The organism is Nocardia sp. NPDC058058 (assembly GCF_042885355.1).
Taxonomy (GTDB): domain Bacteria; phylum Actinomycetota; class Actinomycetes; order Mycobacteriales; family Mycobacteriaceae; genus Nocardia.
In genome coordinates this window covers 2655012-2674563 of record NZ_JBHVSA010000001.1, presented here as the reverse complement: position 1 = coordinate 2674563, position 19552 = coordinate 2655012, and the positions used below count along the sequence as shown (strand labels likewise).

The window sequence follows — 19552 nt, the reverse complement described above, 5'->3', positions numbered from 1 at the left end:
TGCAGGATAGACAGAAGTTTGTTGCCGTCCCGTGCGATTCTCGTGCGCCGGGATGGTCTTTTCATGTGCGTGGCTACGCATCACCGCGAAGGACAAGGAGACCGATGACGGACCCGGATACGGCCCCCGACCGCAAGGGCTATCGCCGAGTGCTCCTGAAGCTCGGTGGCGAGATGTTCGGTGGTGGCAAGGTCGGTCTCGATCCCGATGTGGTGCAGGCGGTTGCGGAGCAGATCGCGGAGGTCGTCGAGGACGGCGTCCAGGTCGCGGTGGTCATCGGCGGCGGGAATTTCTTCCGCGGCGCCGAACTCGAGGAGCGCGGTATGGAACGCGCCCGCTCGGATTACATGGGCATGCTCGGCACCGTGATGAACAGTCTTGCGCTGCAAGACTTTCTGCAGAAGCAGGGGATCGACACCCGGGTGCAGACGGCCATCACCATGGGTCAGGTCGCCGAACCGTATCTCCCGTTGCGCGCCAAGCGGCATCTGGAGAAGGGTCGCGTGGTGATCTTCGGTGCGGGTATGGGCATGCCGTACTTCTCCACCGACACCACCGCCGCCCAGCGCGCGCTGGAGATCGGCGCGGAAGTGGTGCTGATGGCCAAGGCGGTCGACGGTGTGTTCAACGCCGATCCGCGCGAGGACCCGAATGCCACCATGTTCACCGAGATCACCCATAAAGAGGTGCTCGAACAAGGCCTGAAGGTGGCCGACGCCACCGCGTTCAGCCTGTGTATGGACAACCAGATGCCGATGCTGGTGTTCAATTTGTTGACGAAGGGCAATATCGCCCGTGCGGTCGCCGGTGAGAAGATCGGCACGCTGGTCCGTTCGTGACCGCCAGAAGAACGAATGACGCTGTGGAGGAAACGCCGTGATTGAAGAAGCGCTCTTCGACGCCGAGGAAAAGATGGAGAAGGCCGTCTCGGTGGCGAAGGACGACCTGGGTTCCATTCGGACCGGTCGCGCGAATCCGGGCATGTTCTCCCGGATCGTTATCGACTATTACGGGTCGCCCACGCCCATCACCCAGGTCGCGAGCATCAGCTCGCCCGAGCCGCGCATGCTCGTCATCAAGCCCTATGAGCAGGCGCTGCTCAAGGAGATCGAGACCGCGATCCGCAATTCGGATCTGGGTGTGAACCCCACCAACAATGGCGACATCATTCGCGTGCAGGTTCCGCAGCTCACCGAGGAGCGGCGCCGTGAAATGGTGAAGCAGGCCAAGTCCAAGGGTGAGGACGCCAAGGTCGCGATCCGCAATGTGCGCCGTAAGACCATGGACGAGCTGGGTCGCATCCAGAAGGACGGCGAGGCCGGTGAGGACGAGGTCGGTCGCGCCGAGAAGGATCTGGACAAGACCACCGCCAAGTACGTCGGCAGTGTCGACGAACTGGTGAAGCATAAGGAAGCCGAACTGCTGGAGGTCTAGCGGTTCTGCGCGCGGGCTTGGTGGTCCGGGCACGGCTGCTCGATATCTGGGAACGGACGACCGGCGGTGTCGGCCGGGGGTAGGGACGAACGGACGACAAGTGAGCGACAGGACAATCGTGGCCGAAGAGACTGCCGCCACCGGTGAGGTGACGCCGCCCGGCGAGGGAACCGCGGGATCGGTGCCCGCATCGGGGGCGCCGGGGTCCGAGTCGACATCGACGGGGATCGCGGCCGCGGGTTCGGGCGCGGCCGGTTCCGCGTCGGCGGGGGAGCAGGCCGCCACCGAGGGTTCGCAGCCCGACGCGGCTGCGAGTGCGCCCGCGCCGCCCGCGTCCAAGGCGGGTCGCAATCTGCCCGCCGCGCTGGGTGTCGGTTTCGGTTTGGGCCTGTCGCTCATCGCGATTCTGCTGTTCGCGCCCAAGGTGCTGATCGGCGTGATCGCCGCGGCCGTCGCGGTGGCGACCTGGGAGGTGGCCAAGCGGCTGCGTGAGGCCGATGTGCTGGTGCCGCGCATTCCGCTGCTGGCGGGTGGTCAGGCGATCATCTGGCTGGCCTGGCCGTTCGGCCCGCAGGGTGTGCTGGGCGCGTTCGGCGCGACCGCGCTGACGGTGATGGTGTGGCGACTGTTCGATCATGGTTTGCGTGCCACACCGCGAAACTATCTGCGCGACACCGCGATCGGCATTTTCACGCTGTCCTGGATTCCGCTGCTGGCCGCGTTCGCGGTGCTCATGCTGCTGGAGGACGACGGCAATCTGCGCGTGCTGACCTTCATGATCCTGGTGGTCTGCTCCGATGTGGGCGGCTATATCGCGGGTGTGCTGTTCGGTAAGCATCCGATGGTTCCGCACATCAGCCCGAAGAAGTCCTGGGAGGGCTTCGGCGGTTCACTGGTCTTCTGCGTCATCGGCGGCCTGCTGACGGTAACCCTGCTGCTGCAAGCCAATTCGATGATCGGCGTGCTGCTCGGTGTGGCCCTGGTGCTGGTCGCCACCAGCGGCGATCTGATCGAATCCCAGGTCAAGCGCGAACTCGGCATCAAGGATATGGGCACCCTGCTGCCCGGCCACGGCGGCATCATGGATCGCCTGGACTCCATGCTGCCGTCCGCTTTCGTGGCCTGGCTGGTGCTGACCGCGCTGCTCTGATTCGAAGTCCCGCATCGGTTTTCACCGGAGGACGGTGGTCACCCGACATCCAATGCGGTGCCGTATAGCCGGGTGACCCGGAGCTTGATCACCACGCGGCCCTCGGCGGCCTGTTCACGCAGGAATGTCTCCGGATCGTCCTGGTGACCCGCGGCGGCAAGGAGTTCGGCCGGGGAGTCCGATACCTCCGCATCGCCCTCGGCGACCGCGAAGGACCATACGGTCGGCCCGTTCACATGCAGCGCGATATGCGGATTGTTCCGCACCTGTTTGGCTTTGAGCCGGTCCGCGGTGGTGGAGATCCGAATGACGCGTTCGGACGGATCCCAGCTGTACAGCACCGTCGACATGGCCGGGTGCCCGGAGCGTTTCACCGTCGCCAGGACACCGAACTGCTGGGCGGCCAGTATTTCGGCCAGTTCGTCATCGGTCAGCGTGCGCGGGGCGGGACCCTTGTTGCTCATGAAATGTCCTGTCTGAGTGCGGATTCGATAGAACCCACTGTATGAGCGCCCGCGCAGACGATAAATCATCGTGAATCTCGCGGTGATATCCAATCGTCTTGCCGCATAGTCTTCTCGATATGGATGTTCTGAGTGCGGCGCTGGCGACCGCACGCACCGGCAGTCCCGCTTCCGGCCTGTTCGTGCGGCATGCGCCGTGGGGTCGGGCGTATCCGCGTATCGAGAGTGCCGGATTCCATATCGTTTTGCAGGGCTCGTGCTGGCTGACCAGGTCCGATGTCGATCCCATCGCGCTCGGGGCGGGCGATGTGGTGTTCATGCCGCGCGGTATCGCGCATGAGCTGGTCGATCAGCTCGGCGCGGCGATCACCGAAACCGCCGGACCGGCCGATATCCGTTTCATCGATGGTCCCGGTCCGGTCGCGACGCTGCTGTGCGGCTCTTACCAATTGGCCGCGGATCGCACGCATCCGCTGCTCGCCGAACTCCCGGAGGTGGTGCACATTCCGGCGCGCCTGGGCAGTCATGCCGCATTGCGCGCCGCGGTGGAGTTGCTCGCCGATGAGCTGGGTTCCCCGCGGCCGGGCGGCGATGCCGCGATCCCGCCGCTGCTGGAGCTGCTGCTGCTCTATCTGCTGCGCGCCTGGTTCGCCGATGCGCCGCATGAAATGTCCGGGTGGGCAGCGGCTTTCGCCGATCCGGGCATTTCGGCGGCGCTGCGCGATATGCACGAGAATCCGGCGCACGGCTGGACGGTGGAGTCGCTGGGGGAGCGGGCCGGGCTCAGTCGCGCGGCCTTCGCCAAACGATTCACCACCATGCTGGGGGAGCCGCCGCTGGCCTATCTCACGCGCTGGCGCATGATCACCGCGGCCCGGCTGCTGCGCGAGACCGATGCTCCGCTCGCGGGTGTCGCGCGGCGCACCGGGTACGGCTCGGAGTACGCGTTCGGTAAGGCGTTCAAACGCGAATTCGGCACTGCCCCCGGGCAATACCGAAAGACCGCCGACGACCTGCTGCGCGCGGGCGTCTGACGGTCTGCGGATTCGCCCGTCGTACTAGCTGTTCTTCTTGGTGGCGCGGCGTAGTTGCAGGATGCGGTAGCCGCCGACGAGGGCGGTGCCCAGTGCGCCGGCGAAGACCGACAGCAGTACCAGTACGCCGATGGGCAGGTTCCAGTCCCAGGTGAACAGGGTGACGTGCGCCTGTTCCAGGTTTTGCAGGATGAAGATCAATACGACGATGCCGAGCAGTGCGGCGATGACCAGGCCGACCCAGGCGTAGCCCGCGCGGGTCTTGAGGACGCCCTGGCCCTTGTTCTTGCTCTTGCCGCTGCTCGGGGTCGGTTCCGACCCAGCGGTCGGTACGGCATCGGTGGTCATTGCTAGATCATTGCCGATTGCTATGACCGGTGCACGTATATCGCCCCTAATCTGCTGTATGTCGTTTTCGCACGTTGTTAGCTGGAACACTGTCGCGGAGCTCACGCCGAATGTGATGAGCGCATCCCACCCCGCACGCCCGGAACGACGGTTCGGATGGAACACTGGAAGGGTTATGACTTCGATCCCCGTGCCCCTCGTGTTCGACGCCCCCCGCCGTGGCCTGCCGCCCCGGCATCTCGCCGATCTCGACGCACAGGAACGCAAGGCTGTGGTCGAGGAACTCGGCCTCCCCAAATTCCGCGCCGATCAGATCGCGCGCCAGTACTACGGCCGCCTTGTCGCCGATCCGGAAAAGATGACCGACCTGCCGGAAGCCATGCGCGCCAAGGTCGGCGAAGCGCTTTTCCCCACCCTGCTCACCGAGGTCCGCCATATCGAGTGCGATGACGGCACCACCCGCAAGTCGCTGTGGAAGGCCAATGACGGCACGCTCCTGGAGAGCGTCCTCATGCGCTACACCGACCGCAACACCCTGTGCATCTCCAGCCAGGCGGGCTGCGGTATGGCGTGCCCGTTCTGCGCGACCGGCCAGGCGGGCCTGACCCGCAACCTGTCCACCGCCGAAATCGTCGACCAGGTCCGCGCCGCCGCGGCTGCCCTGCGCGACGGCGAGGTAGCCGGTGGCCCGGGCCGCCTCTCCAATATCGTCTTCATGGGTATGGGTGAACCCCTCGCCAACTACAAGCGCGTGGTGAACGCCGTCCGCCGCATCACTTCGCCCGCCCCCGACGGCCTCGGCATCTCCCAGCGCAATGTCGTCGTCTCCACCGTCGGCCTGGCCCCCGCCATCCGCAAACTGGCCGACGAAGACCTCTCGGTGACGCTGGCCGTCTCCCTGCACACCCCCGATGACGAACTCCGAGACACCTTGGTACCGGTCAACAATCGCTGGCCCGTCGCCGAAGTCCTCGACGCCGCAAGGTATTACGCCGACAAGTCCGGCCGCCGAGTCTCCATCGAATACGCGTTGATCCGCGATATCAACGACCAGCCCTGGCGCGCCGACATGCTCGGCAAGAAACTCCACAAGGCCCTGGGCTCCCGAGTCCACGTCAACCTCATCCCCCTGAACCCGACCCCCGGCAGCAAATGGGACGCCTCCCCGAAGCCCGTCGAACGTGAATTCGTCCGCCGCGTCAACGAACAGGGCGTCCCCTGCACCGTCCGCGACACCCGCGGCCAGGAAATCGCCGCCGCCTGCGGCCAGCTGGCCGCCGAGGGCTGACATGACGAAATCCGGTGGCTGAGGAGTCAGCGGACCAGCAAGGCGGCGAATACCCGAAATCGGTTCGCCGCCTTCGTCGTTTCCACCTGCTCTGGCTCATTGTGCTGATAGCCGCCGTGATCAACGCGGTCGTCGTTATCCCGGACCTGATCACCGCCCTGCGCACCGGCAAAGGCTGGCGACTATGGCTTGTCGCCCTGATCCTGGCAGTCCTGCTGGTGACCGTCGCTCAGCCGCTGGTGCGCCACCTGACCGCCTGGATCGTCGGCCGCTGGTTGAACGCAAAGGAAAGCACCGCACTCCCCGGCCCCGCGACCGACGCGGAGGCATCCCGCCTGATCACGGTGACCCTCGTGGTGATGGTCGTGGTCACCCTCGTCGTGATCGCGCTGCTCGCGGTGCCGGTGGTACTGCTGGTGGGCTTCGCGACCGGTTGACGTCATTTCGCTCGACCAAAAATGATCAGTGGCCGCGAGCCCGGCGCAGCACCTCCTCTTCGGTGAGGGCGCTGGCGGGGTGGTGGCTCAGCGACATGGGGATGTTTATCTTGCTGAAGGCGAGGCCTTCGGTCGCGCCGTAGAAGCGGCCCGCGGTGAGGCGGGAGATGTCTTCCACCTGACCGCCTTTCGCCCGAGCCAGGTCTTTCGCCGCCTGGATTTGGATGGAGGCGTTGAGGAGGCCGTAGAACTGGGTGGCGGCGTTGCCGGTGACCATATTGCTCAGCCCCTTGGGGGCCTGGGTGGCGTAGACCATGCCCAGGCCATATTTGCGGGCCTGGGCGGCCAATTGGATGGTGCTCTGCGAGGACACGGTGCGGCCGATCGCGGGGACGAAGGTTTGCGCCTCGTCCAGGACCAGCAGACCGCCCAATGGCTTGTCCCCGGCGGGATTTCGTTTGATCCAGGCGAACAGCGCCAATTCGAGTTGGTTGACGAAGGTTTGGCGCTGCTGTTCGGTCGGCAGGCCGATGCAGCTGATCACCGAGATGCGGGCCCGCTTGCCGGGGGCCGGGGACAGTAGCGCTCCCGGATCCAGGCGTTCGCCCGCGCCGCCGAACAGCGGATCGTTGATCATGGCGGCATTGAGTTCATCGGCCATATCGGCGGCCAGGCGACTCGCATTGCGGATCGTGCTGATATCGGACGGAAGAGTGCCGAGCAGGGTGATGAAGTCGCTCAGTTCGCCGCCGCCCGCGCGGGCGAAATGCGCCAGGGATTCGGTGAGAACCGCTGTGCCGGTGCGGAGTTTCTGGGTGGTCAGGCCGGTGCGGGGGACCAGGCTCGCCACCGAGGCGTCGATCGAGAGCCGGAATTCGTCCGGATCGTCGAGCACGCCGCTGAAATCGGGGAGCGGGTTCAGCGCGATCGGGCGGCCCGCCTCGCGGCGCGGTGTCCACACGATCACCTCGGTGTCGGCCAGATAGCGTTGCGCGCGTTCGGGATCGCGCGGACCCCAGCCGTCCGGCGGCGACGGCCACGGATCGCCGAGCCGGGCCAGATCATTGTTGGTGTCGATCAGGATCGACGACACCCCTTGCAGCGCGGCCTCTTCCACCAGGCGGCGCAGCAGCACGGTCTTACCCGACCCACTGCCCGCGAAAACAGCGGTGTGCTTGCGCAATTGGATCAGTGGGATGCGGAAGGGCGCACCGTTCTCGATACTGCGGCCGAGCTGGATCGAAGGTGCGTCCGTACCGTCGTCGTGGGCAAGACGAAGGGTGGGCGCATCGGCGGCGGCTGCACGGCGTTCCCATCCCGCCGCATCGGTTTCCGTAACGATCGGACCGGCGAACGTGGTCGCCACCGTGCGGTCACCGCTGCGGGCGGCGGGCAGCGCCTGCCGCAGCAGTTCCGATCCGCTCGCGGGGCGGCGCGCCTCCAGCCAGCCCAGGAATCCCTGGCCGCCGTCGGCGTGCATCCCCCGCAGCGCCGCGAACGTCCGTAGATCATCTTCCCCGATGGGCAGCGTAATCCCGTGCGCGGCTTCGAATTCGGCTATCGCGGTCTTGGTGACCGGCCCGGGGGAGAAGGTCGTATTGCGCAGGATCACCAGGTGTCTTTTGGTCGCACCGGGATGGATCCCGGCTTCCAGGCAGGCCGAGCGCAACCGGGTGAGCATCGCCCGGGGGTGGCCGTGCGCGATGGCGCGGAAACTCCAGTGCTCCTCATCCTCGGTGGCCTCGTCGAGGGTGCGGCGTAGCCGGGCGTGCAGGGATTGCTGCACGATGGTGGGCGGGTCGACGCTCAGCACGCGCCCGGCCTCGCCCTGCTCCAGGACATAGCAGGCCAATGCCGCGTTGAGCAGCGAGAACATTTGATCGTCTTCGTATTTCGGATTCAGCGGCGCGCTCACATCGGCGGCCGCGCGCAGCTCCGCGAAGCGACGGTCCAGGGCGTCGAGTTCGGTGGCCGCGGGGATGATCCGGGTGCTCACGCGTTCGGTCGCCGGTTTCCCGAAATGCTGGAGTTCGATGACCGAGTTCTCGGCCAGACATAGTCGGACGTGTTCCTCGACCTGCTGGAGCAGTCGGCGGGGCGTGAAATCGGCGACCACCGGATCGTCGAAGGCGGCGGGCACGACCGGCCAGGTCGGATACGGCGGCTCGAATCCGTTCTCCCCGTAGAGGTTTCCGAGATGCCGTTCGATGATGGCGGTCGCCACCGCGGCCGACGGCATGGCGGTGGAGAGTTCGACCACGGTGAATCGATCCGCGGCCGAGTTCACCGCGCGCGTGGTGATCAGCTCCCACGATTTGGGCAGGCAGGCGGCGACGATGAGGGTGCGGGTGGTCTCCTCGCGCATGCGCATGAGCCCGTCGGCGAGCCGGTTCACCAGCTCGTCCCCGTCGGCCTGCCCGGATTGCGCTATGACACTGTCGATTTGGTCGATGGCGAGCACGACGGGCCCGGTCAGCGCGAACAGTCGCGAGATATCGCCGAAGACCAGCTGCGGTAGCCGATTGCGCCGCCGGAAACCCCACGCCAGCTGATCCGCCGGATCGACGCCATCGTCGAAGGTGAGAAAGGTGTGCCCGATATCGCGCAGTTCGCGTTTGCCTTGGAAGAGCACCAGCGCGCGCAAGGTGTCCTCGCACTGCACCGCCACCTGCGCGTCCAATTCCGTGACGCGCTCCAGGAATTCGTCGAGATCGGCGCGGCCGATCGCCATGGTGCCGCGCAACCGCATGCGCAGTTCGCCACCGCACCCGGTGAGTTCGGCGAGTGCGCCGAGCATGCGGCCGAGCTGCCCGCCGTCGGACCCCAGCAGCTGTGACACCACGCCGTGCACCGCGCCCGACCAGAATGACTGCCCGTCAATCAGTTTGGGCATGAAGAAGGCCCCGCCCCGCTGCTGCACATGCTGTCGCAGCCAGCCGAGCATATGCGTCTTGCCGACCCCGCGTTCCCCGCTGATCACCAGTCCGGTCGGCGTACTGTGCGGCCGGTTCTTCGCCGCGAGCACCGCCCGCTCGATCTGCGCCACCGCGCGCGGATGCAGTCCGTCGACGTGATAGTTCAGTGGACTCCACACCTCATCGGGTCCGAGCACACTGCCGAACTGCACCGAGGCCAGCGCATATTGCTGTTCCTCGTTCACCGCGCGGCCTCGATGGTGAGCAGATGTCGTGCCGTTCCGCCGAGCACGATCGCCGCGTCCCGATCCTGTGCGGTCAGCGTCTGCTGATCGGCTTCGGCCCGCACATGCACGTCATCGCGCCGGGCCAGCGATTCCAGCGCACGGTCCACCGCACCCCGGGACAGCTCACCGAGTTGCTCGCGCAGCACCGCGAGCCGCACGGCCGCACCACCGCCGCGCGCCAGCTCCGCGTACGCCGCCTCCACCTGACCCGCGATATCGGGCTGGAAGATATCGGCGAGTGCCTGCCCGCTGTCGTCGAGATGCCGTCGCAGCCCGCCTAATACGGCATAGAGCGCACCCCCGGCGGACCCCGCCCGGCTCGGCCGCGCCGCACTCAATTCCGCCCGGCACCACACCGCCCCACCGTCGGTCAGCTCGTGCACGTACGCCCGCCGCACCATCGTGCTGGCCACCAGCCCGAGCTCGTTGAGCCGCCGACGGTTCTTCCCATCGAGCTTGATTCCCGCGATGGCGACCAGCTCCCCATTGGTCAGCTCGCGCGCCTCGGCCATCAGCACGAGCAGTACGCACCGCTCACCCAACGACAATCGCTCATCGGCCACGTCAGTCCCTCACCCTTCGATCCTCGGTAGAACCGCCCGGCCGCGCGGACGGTGACACCGGCCACCCGCACCGCCCCGGGCGATTTCACTGTAGCTATCGATCGGTGAGGCACCTCTGCTTCAGGAAATATTCCATCCGGTCCAGTGCCGCAAGGGGTTTGGGATCTCGAGTGGGAATGCCGCCCGGCGCGCGTGGCTACTTGCCGGTAGGCGGATCTCCCGCGTCAGTGCGTCACCACGAAATCATCCAGGAACGCGCCGAGTCGTTCGGCCTTGGCGGCCAGATTGCGCTGGGAATCGAGGTAATCGCCGATGCCCTGCTCCTGTGCTGCCTTCAGATATTCGGGCAGCGGCTGCTGGATTTCGTCCCGCACCACCTGATCGAGCAGCTGGGCGGCCTTGTCGCGCAAGGGGTTTCCGGCTCCGGCCTGATTGTCGAGTTCGAGTCGCCCGCCCTCGGTGCCGTAGTCGTAGAACTCGAATTCCTGTTCCTGGCCCGCGTCGATCTGAATGCGCCCGTCCACCCAGTGCGAGTACGCCGCGAATTTGGTGTCGGCGGTGCGCACCATGGCGACGTGACCGGGGGCATTGCGATCGAACATGATCGCCGCCTCCTCGATGGTCGATTCATCGGTGGTGTGCGCGACCCACGGCCGCCCCGCCGCGTTCGGGTTCCGGCACAGCGCCGCCAGATCGGCCCGGTCCCGCAGATGTTCATATCGACCGTCCCCGCGCCAGTCGTTGCCGCCGGTGCCGATGGTCAGCAGCAGCGGTGCGATATCCACGCTGGAGGTGAGTTGTGACCGGCTGCTCGTCCCGTCCTTCGGACTGAGGTATCCACGCGGATCATGCACGTAGAGCGGCACCCGGATCGCCTCGTCGTACGCGCCGCCGCCCTTACCGTGCAGCCCGTGCGACCCAGCGTAATCCCCGTGATCGGAGGTGAACACGATGACCGTATTGGCCGCGACATCCGGTCGCGCGGCGAGCGTGTCGAGCACCCGCCCGATCTGGATATCGACCTGCTGCTGCAACCACAGATACAGATTGCGCATATCGATCCACGCCTGCCGCGCCTGCGGCGTGCCGTATTCGGCGAGCCCGAACGCGATGGCCGACACCTGCATGAGCGCGGTCTGCAACCGCGGTTTGCGGCTCAGCTGCTCGGGTGACTCGAAGTTCTGCGGCAGTTCCGAAACCCACTGCGGGATATCCAGATTGGCCTGATCGCGGCGCGTCCAGCGCGGCCAGTACTGGATGTCATGCGGATTCACCAGCGATACCGTGGTGCACCACGGCGCGGTCCCGGCATCGTGTTCGAACCAGTCCGCGAACTGATCGACGATCTTGGGATCCATCGAAAGCCCCTGTCCGGGAGCCCCGTTCGGCGAGGGATAGGTGCCCCCGCCGAATCCGTAGGCATCCAGCGCCCCGGGCGTGCGATCCGGATAGTGCCCGAGATGCCACTTGCCCCACCAGGTGCTCTCGTAGCCGTGATCGCGCAGCATCGATCCCCAGGTCGGAAACTTCGGCGAGAGCGTGGATTCCGAGACCACCATGCAGCCGGTCTGATGGCTGTACAGCCCGGTCGCGAGCACCCCGCGCGAGGCGGTGCAATCGTTCGCGGCGGTGTAGTGATTATCGAAAGACACTCCGCCGGAACGGATTCGCGCCAGATTCGGCAATAGCCCGTCCAGCACGCCCTGATCCGGGAACCACATCGGCGCGCGCATCTCATCCACCAGCACGACGAGGATATTGGGCCGGTCCGGGTTCACATCGGCGCGCGCCCGCCCCGCCGGCGCGGCGACGGTGGCTGCCGCCGCGGTGGTGGCCGCCCCGGCTAGGAATCCTCTTCTGCTGACGGAACCGAACACTGTGCCTCCCAAAGCTGCCGTGCCGGGCCGAGGGCATGGAATCGCCGGTGTCGCGGCCCGATGCAGAGCAGCCTAGGTTCGCGAACCGGAGAAACCATCACCCCGGTGAGGGATTCGCCGTCCCTCGTCCGGGGGATCCGGCGGATCAGCCGGGCTGACGCAGCGGCAGCCCGGCGGCCCGATAGATCGCGTCGATGACGGTCATGGTGTCGACCGAATCCCGCGGCGGCGTCAGCACCGGCGCACCGCGCAGCACGGCATCGGCGAACGCCTCGAGTTGGAAGTCGTAGGTGGGGCGGCGGGTGAACCGTTCGACGCGCTTGCCCCGGTCGGTGCGAACGGTCAGCCGATGCCCGAGCTGCGGCCCGATCGGATTGAGCATGCGAAGCTCACCCCGCTCGCCGATGACCCGCGCGCTGACCCGCAACACATCCGAGGACCACATCGAACAGCGAATCCGCCCGGTATGCCCGCTCGGATACCGCAGTTCGGCCGTCATGGCGCGATCGATCCGCGGATCGCGCACCTTCGCCTGCGCCGAGGTGACCTCGGGCTCCTCACCACCCAGTACGCGTGCCATATGCACGGCATAGCAGCCCGCGTCCATCAGCGCGCCACCGGCGAGATCGTAGTTGTACCGGATATCGGAGAACTTGGGCAGCGGAAAGCAGAACGCCGTGTCGATCCGCACCAGCTTGCCCAATTCACCTGAGGCGGCGATCTGCTCGACCGCCAGCGTGAAGGGGTGATAGCGGTAGTGGAACGCCTCCATCACCACTCGATCGGAGGCCTGCGCCTGGTCCGCGATCTCGCGGGCCTCGGCGGCATTGGCCGTGAACGGCTTCTCGCACAGCACATGTTTGCCCGCCGCCAGCGCGGCCCGCGTCCACCGCCCGTGCAGGCCATTGGGCAGCGGAACGTAGACGGCGTCGAGATCCGGTGCGGCGACCAGCTTTTCGTAATCGTCATAGACCGTGCCGATATCGTGCTTCTTCGCGAAGGCCGCCGCACGTGCGCCGTCGCGGGCCGCCACCGCCGCGACCACCACCTCGGGATTCCGTTTCGCCGGATCGATCAGGGCCGAGGGCGCGATGCCCGCTGCGCCGAGGACACCGATTCGCAGCGGTGCGACCGCGGGTTCATTCATCAGGCCACCGTAATCGTTCATCCGGTGCCGGGCATCGTCACTTTCCCGGCGACGAACACCGTCACTTTCCGGCGATGAGCACCGCCGCCAGCGCCAGCGCACCCGGCAGCGCCTGCGCGACGAGAATCCGCCGATTCGCCGTGGCGGCACCGTAAAGCCCAGCGATCACCACGCAACTGGTGAAGAACACCAGCACGCCGTGCCCGTCCTGCCTGCCCAGAATGAGTCCCCACACCAGCCCGGCCGCCAGGAACCCGTTGTACAGGCCCTGATTCGCCGCGAGCGGTTTGGTGGCGGCGGCCATCTCCGAATCGAATCCCGACAGCTGCCGTCCGGGACCCTTGTCCCACAGGAACATCTCCAGCACCAGGATGTAGCCGTGCAGTACGGCCACCAGGGCGACCAAGATAGCGGCGACGATCCACATACGCGCTCCTCCGATTCAGGTGGTGACGACGAGTTTGCCTGCGGCGGTGCCGGATTCCATCACCGCGTGTGCCTTCCGGATCTCATCGAGGGTGAAGGTCCCGCTGATGGGCACGGTGGTGATGCCGTGCGCGACGGCATCGAGGAACGATTGCAGCACTTCGGGCGGCAGATCCCCGGCCTCGCCGCCGTAGGCCGCGAGCCGGACCCCGCGCGGCAGATAGCCGATGGGATAGAAGTTCTCGACCGTCCACCGGTTCGACAGCATGCCGGTGAAACAGACGACACCGTGGAAAGCGGTGGCGCGCAGGGTATCCGGCAGCGTCGGCGTCCCGATCAATTCCAGTGCGGTGTGCACCCCGCCGTCGATGATCTCGCGCACCCGCGCGGCGATATCGCCGTCGTCCAGGATCACGTGGTCGACCCCGATGCGCCGCAACGCCTCGGCCTTGTCCGGATTGCGGGTGGTGGCCAGCACCGTCATCCCGCGCTGTTTGGCCAGCACCGCGGTGCACATGCCGATCGATGAGGTGCCGCCGCGAATCAGAATGGACTGGCCGCGCTTGGCATCCAGTCCGACGGTGAGCGAACCGTACGAGGTCTGCAACATCTCCGGCACCGCGCCCAGCACGTCCCAGGGCAGGTCGCTGTGGAACGGGATCACCTGCCCGGCGGGCACACAGGTGTATTCGGCGTAACCGCCGTCGAAGGTGCGGCCCATACCGCCCATCAGCGTGACGACCTGCTGTCCCGGTTCGAATTCGCCGCCGGGACACTCCCGCACGATGCCGGTGGCCTCGATACCGAGTACTCGCGGGAAGACCACGCCCTCGGCGAGCCCGAGCCTGGTGTGCAGTTCGGAGCGATTGAGCCCGAACGCCTTGACCCGGATCAGCACCTGCCCGGGCGCGGGCACGGGTACGGGCAGATCCCGGATGTGCAGCGCGTCGGGTGGTCCGGGTGCGTCGAGCACCACCGCGCGCATGGTCTCGGCCATTCGGCGCCTTTCGGTCACGAGCGAATCGGTCCGGGCTCTCCACATGCTATCGGTGCCGCACCGCTGTGCAGCGGATCACACAACCTCGGTTTCAGTGAGGTCGGCTATCAATACGCTTTCTTAGCTACCTATCAGTAACTCATTCCTGGACACTTGACTAGAGGCCTTCTTATCTGGTCTGAAACCTAGTCCACGTCAGTGTTCGAGCAAGGAAAGCATACGAAGTGATGAAGTTCAGCAAATTTGCCGCGACATCGGCCATGGTTATCGCGGCGCTCGGCATCACCGCCGGAACCGTTCACGCCGATCCCGCTCCCGCCCCGGTCGTACCGGGCGTCTCGGACATTGTCGATGGTCTCAACCACGCCGTCGACGGCCTGGTGCCGTCGATTCACTGGAACGCCGCGATCGAGGGCGATTCGGTCGTGCTGACCACCGACGCGGGCGCGATGACCACCCGGGACGACCAGTTCCAGCTGCTCGACAATCACGGCGGCCTGCTCGCCGCGTTCCCGCTCGGTTTCATCAAGGACGGTATGCAGTATCCGCTGAAGGCCGCCATCAACGGCCTGCGCGCGACGCTGACCCCGGATATGGATGCCGCCGCCGCGCGGCCGGTCGATCTGCCGATTCATCAGGCGACCCAGCAGAAGGCGTTCGACGACGCCGTGGGTGCGGCGGGTGCGCAGTTCGGCATCATCACCGCGGTCGGCACGTTGATCGGCACCCTGGTCGGCGGTATCGGCGGCTGCGCGATCGGCGCGTTCCTCGGCACCCCGATTCTGCTGCCGGGCTGGCTGGGCGGCTGCGTCGCGGGCGCGCTGGTCGGCATCCCGCTGGGTGCGGCGGCGGGTCTGATCCTGACCGGCGTTCCGGCCGCGATCGTCATCGCGATCGGCTTCTTCCAGCGCATCAACGATCCCGCGAACCAGTAGTACAGCCTGCTTCGAACTCGAAGGCCGGTGCGCATCCTCGGATGTGTACCGGCCTTTGTTATGCACTGAGAGTTTGCTTATTACGGCCTGAAAAGACCGTTTGAACATGAACCGTAACCGAAACGTGCTTGACGACCCACTATCGCCATGATTCGGCAACACCTCGGCAACATAGAAAAACCATTCTATTCCCCAGGTGCTCGACGAGGACCTGCTCCCCAAGACAGGGGTCCCGCCCGACGAAAGCGACGAGAAGTCATGCGTTTCAAGAAGTTCGCCGCCACCTCCGCTCTGGCCATCGCGGCCCTCGGCATCACCACCGGCACCAGCTACGCCGCCCCCGCCGACGCTGCCCCGGAAGCCTCGGCTATCCACTACGACGCCAAGATCGAAGGCGCGTCGGTGGTCCTGAAGACCGATATCGGTTCGCTGACCACCCAGGGTGATCAGTTCCAGGTGCGCGACACCCAGGGCGGCCTGGTCACCGCCTTCCCGCTGAACTTCATCAAGGACGGCCTGGCCTTCCCGATCGCGGCCCAGATCGACGGCAACACCGCGACCCTGACCCCGAATATGGATCCGGCCGCGGCCCACCCGGCGGATCTGCCGCTGCAGAATGTGGCCAGCCAGGCGGATCAGGACTCGGCCTGGTCGGCCGCCTCCTCGCAGTTCGCGGTCATCACCGCCATCGGCACCATGGTCGGTACCCTGATCGGCGGCGTCGGCGGCTGCGCCATCGGCGCGTTCCTCGGCACCCCGGTGCTGCTGCCCGGCTGGATCGGCGGCTGCTTCGCCGGCGCGCTGGTCGGTATCCCGCTGGGCGCGGCCGCGGGCCTGATCCTGACCGGTGTTCCGGCCGCGATCGGCGTCGGCATCGGCTTCTTCAGCCGCATCTCCGCTCCGTAATAGCGCGGTAGCGAAACAACTTCACACACAACAGACTTCGGGCCGGATCGCATAAAGCGATCCGGCCCGAAGCCGCTGCGGATGTCCGGTGATCAGGACTTGGCGCACACGCCGTTGAGCAGAATGGTGGCGGTGCCGATGGAGGCGGCGTCACCGTTCTTCAGCGCGTCGGCGTATTCGGAGATGACCTCGCGCTCCTGGCCCTCGGCCTGGATGGCCAGCAGCTGATCGGCGACACGCACCTCCAGGTCGTGGTCCGGTCCGAGGGCCGTGACGCCACCGAGGACGTCGGCCACCTGCGCGCAGGCGGGGGACTGGGCCGAGGCGGTACCGGTGGGCAGCACCAGCAGGGCGCCGACGGCCGATGCGGCCAGCAGGGTGGAGGGCAGGATCTTGCGCATACGTTCACTCCCGGAAACTTCGATGGCGGGTTTGCCAACCTCGAGTTTGCCTGATGTTCAGGAGGAAACGATCACAGCCCCGCGAAAATCTTTGCGAGGCTGTGTATTTGCGCAGGTGAGACGCTAGCGAGGCTTGCGTTGCAGCAGTGAGTCGCGAATCAGGATGACAGCCAGCAACACCGCGAAGGCGATCAGGAAGATGTATCCGGTGTGGCCGCTGCCCGAGGACGCGCCCTGCGGGCCCTCGAAGAGCATGCCGAGCAGGATCACGACGACGACCCAGCCCGCGGTGCGGAAGGTACGACGCGATTCGCCGCTCCAACCCCATGCGGCGGACGGAACCTCGGCGGTGTCGACCTTGGTGACGACATCGGCGCTGTGGACGGATTCCAGTTCCGTTGCGGCCACTTTCGCTCCTTATAGGCTCGAATCGAATGCTGGCTCATATCGTGACATACGACCCAGTGTCGTAGCCAGCAGGGTGGCGGTGGATACGGCATGTCACCGGATGGGGCAGGCGACAGGCGATTACGCGGCAGGAGAGAATAAGCGGGTGTCCGACGTTGTGAAGGTTCTGCTGCTGGGCAGCACGGGTTCGATCGGTACCCAGGCGCTGGAGGTGATCGCCGCCAATCCCGACCGGTTCGAGGTGGTCGGATTGGCCGCGCGCGGCGGCAATACCGAATTGCTGGCGCAGCAGATCGCCGCCACCGGAACCACGAATGTGGCGGTGGCGGACGCGGCGGCGGCGGCGAAACTCGGTGTGGCACTGGCGGGTCCGGATGCCGCGACCGAATTGGTGCGGCGCACCGACGCCGATGTGGTGCTGAACGCACTGGTCGGTTCGCTCGGTTTGGAGCCCACCCTGGAGACGCTGCACTCGGGTCGGCGGCTCGCCCTGGCCAATAAGGAATCACTGGTCGCGGGCGGTTCGCTGGTGACCCGCGCCGCCAAGCCCGGCCAGATCGTCCCCGTCGATTCCGAGCATTCGGCGCTGGCGCAGTGCCTGCGCGGCGGGCGTGCCGAGGAGGTCGACACGCTGGTGCTGACCGCCTCGGGCGGACCGTTCCGCGGCTGGACCGCCGAAATGCTGGAATCGGTGAATCCGGCCGAGGCCAAAACCCATCCGACCTGGTCCATGGGTCCGATGAACACCTTGAACTCGGCCTCGCTGGTCAACAAGGGCCTGGAGCTGATCGAAACGCATCTGCTGTTCGGCGTGCCCTACGACCGCATCGAGGTCACCGTGCACCCGCAGTCGATCGTGCACTCCATGGTCACCTTCTGCGACGGTTCCACCCTGGCCCAGGCCAGCCCGCCGGATATGAAACTGCCCATCGCACTGGCCCTGGGCTGGCCGGACCGGGTGCCCGGCGCGGCTGCGGCCTGCGATTGGACCACCGCTTCGACCTGGACTTTCGAACCGGTCGACAACGAGGTCTTCCCCGCCATCGACCTGGCTCGGCAGGCCGGAACCGCGGGTGGCTGTGTGACCGCGGTCTACAACGCCGCCAATGAAATCGCCGTGCAGGCCTTCCTCGACGGGCACATCCGATTCCCCGAGATCGTGCGCACGGTCGCACGGGTCGTGGAGTCCGCCGACCGCTGGACCGCCGAACCCAGTACCTTGGACGAGGTGCTCGCGGCCGATGCGTGGGCGCGAGAAACCGCGCGCACGATCGTGCGCGGCTGACTGCAGGAGGGTTCGGTACCGCATGGTCTACGCGATCGGCTTCGCACTGTTCGCACTCGGTATCACCGTGTCGGTCGCGCTGCACGAATGCGGCCACATGTGGACCGCGCAGGCGACCGGTATGAAGGTGCGCCGCTACTTCGTCGGCTTCGGCCCGAAGATCTGGTCCACCACCCGGGGTGAGACCGAATACGGCCTGAAGGCGTTGCCGCTGGGCGGTTTCTGCGATATCGCCGGTATGACCGCCCTCGATGAGCTCGATCCGGAGGATCTGGATCGGGCCATGTACCGGCAGAAGACCTGGAAGCGCCTGGTCGTCATGTCCGGCGGCATCGCGATGAACTTCCTGCTCGGCTTCCTGCTCATCATGCTGCTCGCGGTGGTGTGGGGACTGCCGCGTTTCGATCAGCCGCCCGCCACCCAGCTCGGCGCGATGAACTGCGTGCAGAGCCAGACCGCGGATCAGAAGCTGTTGCCGTGCAGCGGCGAGGGTCCGGCCCAGCGCGCGGGTTTGCAGCGCGGTGACGTCGTGACCGCCGTGAACGGCACCAAGATCAAGACCTGGGAGGACTTCAGCGCCCAGACCCAGAAGCAGACCGGTCCGTTCAACTACACCATCGAGCGCGACGGCAAGACCCTCACCATTCCGGTCACGCCCGAACAGGCGGTGATCTACCCGACCAAGGACGGTGCGCCCAAGACCGTCGGCAAGGTCGGCGTGGGCCATGACGTCTACCTCCCGGTGAAGTACAACTTCCTCGCCGCCATTCCGGCCTCGGCCGCGTTCACCGGTGAAATCGGCCTGCGCACAGTGCAATCGCTGGCGCAGATGCCCGCCAAGGTGGTCGATCTGTGGCATGCGGTCACCGGCGGTGAACGCGATCCGGAGACCCCGGTCTCGGTCTACGGCGCCAGCAAGATCGGTGGTGAGACCGCCGAACACGGGCTGTGGTCGCTGTTCGTGCTCACCCTGGCGAGCCTGAACTTCTTCCTCGGCGCGTTCAACCTGCTGCCGCTGCTGCCCCTGGACGGCGGTCATATGGCGGTGGTCATCTACGAGAAGATCCGCAATGTGCTGCGCGGCCGCAAGGGTCTGCCCGACGGGCCGCCGGTGGATTACCTCAAATTGCTACCCGCCACCTACGTGGTGGTGGTGATCGGCGGCGCGTACATGGTGCTGACCCTGGTCGCCGATATCGTCAACCCGGTCAAGCTCTTCCCCTGACGGTCCGTGCCAATCCCGCTGCGGC

The 19552-nt window shown here is 66.3% G+C and carries 20 protein-coding genes; 10 read left to right on the top strand and 10 right to left on the bottom strand.

What is annotated here, in order from left to right; all coding sequences use genetic code 11:
• Positions 1-104: 104 nt before the first annotated feature.
• The 3 genes from pyrH to ACFVUS_RS12255 all read left to right on the top strand — a co-directional run bounded on the left by pyrH (position 105) and on the right by ACFVUS_RS12255 (position 2584).
• Positions 105-839, top strand: a complete 735-nt coding sequence (pyrH, locus tag ACFVUS_RS12265) for a UMP kinase (RefSeq protein WP_067567919.1) — start codon at positions 105-107, stop codon at positions 837-839.
• A 37-nt stretch (positions 840-876) separates the two neighbouring features.
• Complete coding sequence (frr, locus tag ACFVUS_RS12260) at positions 877-1434, top strand: ribosome recycling factor (protein WP_387764299.1); 558 nt, start codon at positions 877-879, stop codon at positions 1432-1434.
• A gap of 226 nt (positions 1435-1660) precedes the next feature.
• Positions 1661-2584, top strand: a complete 924-nt coding sequence (locus ACFVUS_RS12255) for a phosphatidate cytidylyltransferase (protein ID WP_387765535.1) — start codon at positions 1661-1663, stop codon at positions 2582-2584.
• 38 nt (positions 2585-2622) lie between these two features.
• Here ACFVUS_RS12255 and ACFVUS_RS12250 read toward each other — a convergent pair whose 3' ends face one another.
• Positions 2623-3048 (bottom strand): TIGR03618 family F420-dependent PPOX class oxidoreductase, encoded by a 426-nt coding sequence (locus tag ACFVUS_RS12250; protein WP_387764297.1) that lies wholly within the window; start codon positions 3046-3048, stop codon positions 2623-2625.
• A 119-nt stretch (positions 3049-3167) separates the two neighbouring features.
• On the opposite strand from ACFVUS_RS12250, the gene ACFVUS_RS12245 reads away from it, so the two are divergent.
• Positions 3168-4082: an AraC family transcriptional regulator gene (locus tag ACFVUS_RS12245; protein WP_387764295.1), complete on the top strand. Its 915-nt coding sequence runs from the start codon at positions 3168-3170 to the stop codon at positions 4080-4082.
• 24 nt (positions 4083-4106) lie between these two features.
• Here ACFVUS_RS12245 and ACFVUS_RS12240 read toward each other — a convergent pair whose 3' ends face one another.
• Positions 4107-4430: a lipopolysaccharide assembly LapA domain-containing protein gene (locus tag ACFVUS_RS12240; RefSeq protein ID WP_387764293.1), complete on the bottom strand. Its 324-nt coding sequence runs from the start codon at positions 4428-4430 to the stop codon at positions 4107-4109.
• Between the two features lie 175 nt (positions 4431-4605).
• Here ACFVUS_RS12240 and rlmN point away from each other — a divergent pair, with 175 nt between their 5' ends.
• Positions 4606-5718: a 23S rRNA (adenine(2503)-C(2))-methyltransferase RlmN gene (gene rlmN, locus ACFVUS_RS12235; protein WP_387764291.1), complete on the top strand. Its 1113-nt coding sequence runs from the start codon at positions 4606-4608 to the stop codon at positions 5716-5718.
• A gap of 14 nt (positions 5719-5732) precedes the next feature.
• Positions 5733-6155, top strand: a complete 423-nt coding sequence (locus ACFVUS_RS12230; protein WP_387764289.1) for a hypothetical protein — start codon at positions 5733-5735, stop codon at positions 6153-6155.
• A gap of 25 nt (positions 6156-6180) precedes the next feature.
• On the opposite strand, the gene ACFVUS_RS12225 is transcribed toward ACFVUS_RS12230, so the two are convergent.
• The 6 genes from ACFVUS_RS12225 to ACFVUS_RS12200 form a co-directional block, all read right to left on the bottom strand.
• Positions 6181-9315 carry a helicase HerA domain-containing protein gene (locus ACFVUS_RS12225; RefSeq protein ID WP_387764287.1) on the bottom strand — a complete coding sequence of 1045 codons (3135 nt, stop codon included), beginning with the start codon at positions 9313-9315 and terminating at the stop codon, positions 6181-6183.
• On the bottom strand, positions 9312-9920 hold the full coding sequence (locus tag ACFVUS_RS12220; protein ID WP_387764285.1) for a hypothetical protein: 609 nt from the start codon (positions 9918-9920) through the stop codon (positions 9312-9314). Before ACFVUS_RS12220 ends, ACFVUS_RS12225 begins: the two co-directional genes overlap by 4 nt.
• 224 nt (positions 9921-10144) lie before the next feature.
• The gene (locus ACFVUS_RS12215; RefSeq protein WP_387764283.1) at positions 10145-11797 is read right to left on the bottom strand and encodes a sulfatase-like hydrolase/transferase; all 1653 of its coding nucleotides are present in this window, start codon (positions 11795-11797) and stop codon (positions 10145-10147) included.
• A 145-nt stretch (positions 11798-11942) separates the two neighbouring features.
• Positions 11943-12944, bottom strand: a complete 1002-nt coding sequence (locus ACFVUS_RS12210; RefSeq protein WP_387764281.1) for a Gfo/Idh/MocA family protein — start codon at positions 12942-12944, stop codon at positions 11943-11945.
• A 61-nt stretch (positions 12945-13005) separates the two neighbouring features.
• Positions 13006-13371, bottom strand: coding sequence for a DUF1304 domain-containing protein (locus ACFVUS_RS12205; RefSeq protein ID WP_387764279.1), 366 nt, complete (start codon positions 13369-13371; stop codon positions 13006-13008).
• Positions 13372-13386: 15 nt separating this feature from the next.
• A complete protein-coding gene (locus ACFVUS_RS12200; RefSeq protein ID WP_387764277.1) occupies positions 13387-14367 on the bottom strand; it encodes a zinc-binding alcohol dehydrogenase family protein in 981 nt (326 codons plus the stop codon).
• Between the two features lie 227 nt (positions 14368-14594).
• Between ACFVUS_RS12200 and ACFVUS_RS12195 the strand changes: the two genes are divergently transcribed.
• Both ACFVUS_RS12195 and ACFVUS_RS12190 read left to right on the top strand, forming a co-directional pair.
• Positions 14595-15302, top strand: a complete 708-nt coding sequence (locus ACFVUS_RS12195) for a hypothetical protein (protein WP_387764275.1) — start codon at positions 14595-14597, stop codon at positions 15300-15302.
• Positions 15303-15560: 258 nt separating this feature from the next.
• Positions 15561-16208, top strand: coding sequence for a hypothetical protein (locus ACFVUS_RS12190; RefSeq protein ID WP_387764273.1), 648 nt, complete (start codon positions 15561-15563; stop codon positions 16206-16208).
• A gap of 92 nt (positions 16209-16300) precedes the next feature.
• On the opposite strand, the gene ACFVUS_RS12185 is transcribed toward ACFVUS_RS12190, so the two are convergent.
• Both ACFVUS_RS12185 and ACFVUS_RS12180 read right to left on the bottom strand, forming a co-directional pair.
• Positions 16301-16609 carry a hypothetical protein gene (locus tag ACFVUS_RS12185; protein WP_387764271.1) on the bottom strand — a complete coding sequence of 103 codons (309 nt, stop codon included), beginning with the start codon at positions 16607-16609 and terminating at the stop codon, positions 16301-16303.
• Between the two features lie 123 nt (positions 16610-16732).
• Complete coding sequence (locus ACFVUS_RS12180) at positions 16733-17017, bottom strand: DUF2631 domain-containing protein (RefSeq protein ID WP_387764269.1); 285 nt, start codon at positions 17015-17017, stop codon at positions 16733-16735.
• 100 nt (positions 17018-17117) lie between these two features.
• Here ACFVUS_RS12180 and dxr point away from each other — a divergent pair, with 100 nt between their 5' ends.
• Positions 17118-18302, top strand: coding sequence for a 1-deoxy-D-xylulose-5-phosphate reductoisomerase (gene dxr / locus ACFVUS_RS12175; protein ID WP_387764267.1), 1185 nt, complete (start codon positions 17118-17120; stop codon positions 18300-18302).
• A gap of 22 nt (positions 18303-18324) precedes the next feature.
• On the top strand, positions 18325-19527 hold the full coding sequence (locus ACFVUS_RS12170; RefSeq protein ID WP_387764265.1) for a M50 family metallopeptidase: 1203 nt from the start codon (positions 18325-18327) through the stop codon (positions 19525-19527).
• The last annotated feature ends 25 nt before the right edge of the window (positions 19528-19552 follow it).